We start from the raw sequence: 2,384 nt of genomic DNA, 5'->3' as shown, positions 1-2,384 counted from the left end.
GCTGCTCGAGGGCAACCGCCTCTACTTCACCGTCACCAACAACCCCGACGGCCGCGCCCTCGGCCAGCGCGCCGTCGCCGCGGGCTACGACCCGAACCGCGACATGATCACCGGAGCCACCAGCGAGGCGGCCGTGATCCGCGACCTCTCGAGCGTGCTCCAGCCCACGTACTTCATCGACATCCACGGCTACACCGGGATCCTCCAGGTCGAGCCCTGCGGCCCGCCGCACGGCGAGAACTACGAGTACGACCTCTTCCTCCCGCACGCCTACGCGACCGCGCTCGAGATCGAGCGCCGCGTCGTCGAGGCCGACGTGCCCGGCAACACCTACCTCGCCGAGGACGGCAGCGCCACCACGGACAACACCGGGAAGATCCTCATCCCCTACCGCGACATCCGCGCGGGCTGGGACGACTGGCCTCCCATCTTCGCCCCGCAGTACGTCGCCTTCCAGGGCGCGATCACCAACACGGTGGAGCTTCCGCTCGGCCGCACGGCCAACAGCACTCCGGAGGAGATCGCCCAGGGCCAGGCCAACGCGGACATCGACGTCGAGGTCGCCGGGATCGTCATGGACGCCTCCGTCGACTACATCGAGGCCAACCGCGACGCGCTCCTGAGCAACCAGGTCGCCATCTTCGAGCGCGGCGTCACCGGCGCCCCCGCCGTCGAGATCCCCGCCGACGTCTCCGCGGCCGACCTGCCCGCGGGCGTGCCGACCGAGTGGACCGAGATCTGGGACGAGACCGACGTCTACACGACCGAGTACCCGCGCGCCTACGTCATCCCCGTCGACGGCACGCAGCGCTCCGTCTCGGACGCCGAGACACTCGTCGCGCAGCTGCTCGCCCACGGCGTCGAGGTGTCGCGGACCACGGCCGCCACGAGCGTCGGAGGAGTCTCCTACCCCGCGGGCACCTACCTGGTCGACATGCACCAGTCGGTCCGCGGCCTCGCCAACGTCGTCCTCGCCGACGGCAGCGACATCTCGAGCCGCGTGCCCGAGATGTACGACGTCTCGGCCTGGAGCCTCTCGCTCCTCTGGGGCGCCGACGTGCAGGCGATCGGCTCCACCACCGACGCCCTCCCGGCCGTCGGCCTGGAGCCGGTGACCGCCGTGGCTCCGGTCGGCTCCGTCCCGGCAGGCGCCGACTACCTCGCCTTCGAGCCGCGCGGCGTCCTGGAGTACCAGGCCGTCAACGCGCTGCTGGCCGACGGCGTCGCCCTCGAGCAGTTCGAGGACGGCACGATCGCCCTCCGTGCAGACGCCGCCGGGCTCGCGGCCGCCGAGGGAGCCGCCGCCGCTTTCGGCGTCGACTTCACGGCGACCACCGCCGACCGCGTGCGCGCCGAGGACGGGAAGGCGCTCGACGCCCTCCGCGTCGCCTACTCCGGCACGAACGAGGACCGCGACGCGCTGGCCAAGCTCGGCTTCGCCGACGCGGTCGCCGTCGACGCGGCCGCGCTCACCGCGGGCACCGCGACCCTCGAGGGCGCAGACGTGCTCTACGTGGGACGCGCCCTCTCCTTCACCGCGGAGCAGGCCGTGGGCCGCATCGTGGTCGAGGAGTTCCTCGCGGCGGGCGGCGACGTCGTCGGCCGCGGCGGCGCAGGAGCGGCCTTCGTGTCCGACTTCGGCCTGGCCGAGCTGACCGCGCAGACCGGCACCAGCGGCTCCAACGGAATCGTCTCGGTCGAGACGCCCGCCGGCGGAGTCCTCGGCGACTACCCGCAGGACACCGCGTTCGTCTCGCCGGCACTGTGGTTCGCCGGCTTCGACGAGTCGGTCGCGGTCGAGCAGAGCTACTCGGAGGACGGCACGTTCGTCGCCGGGCACTGGGTCGACTCCGACGGGCAGTCCCGGAGCGACGCGGCCGGGCAGGCCTCGGCCGTCTCGTTCTCGACGGAGTCGGGCACCGAGGGCTTCCTCTTCGGCACCTCGCCGGTGTTCCGCAACCACCCGGTCGGAGCGTTCAGCGACGTCGCCCGGGCGCTGCTCGCCGTGGCGCCGGAGGGCGCCGCCGTCGAGCTGCCGGGGACCCCGGAGCCCACGCCGACGCCGGAGCCGACCGGCTCACCGGAGCCGACCGCGACTCCCGAGCCGACGGCGACGCCTGAGCCGACGGCGACGCCCGAGCCCACCGCGACGCCCGAGCCCACCGTGAGCCCGGAGCCCACGTCGACCCCCGAGCCCACGTCGACCCCGGAGCCCACGTCGACCCCGGAGCCCACGTCGACCCCGGAGCCCACCGTCATGCCGACGGCCGGACCGACCGCCACGGCCGCGCCGATCACCGCGCCGACCGGCCCCGGCGGCCTCCCCTCCACCGGAGTGGAGACCGGCTCCTGGCTGCTGCTCTCGGGAGGTGCTGTCGCCCTCG

At 73.7% G+C, this 2,384-nt stretch carries 1 protein-coding gene; it reads left to right on the top strand.

Annotation, left to right across the window (positions count from 1 at the left end):
- Window positions 1-2,384 (top strand): hypothetical protein (locus C5C82_RS17725; protein WP_104355428.1); only part of this gene is annotated, 2,384 nt, incomplete at both ends.

Origin of the sequence: Rathayibacter sp. AY1D5 (assembly GCF_002932515.1) — a bacterium.
Taxonomy (GTDB): Bacteria; Actinomycetota; Actinomycetes; order Actinomycetales; family Microbacteriaceae; genus Rathayibacter.
The sequence above is the reverse complement of the archived record's forward strand: the minus strand, read 5'-3'. Positions and strand labels throughout refer to the sequence as shown.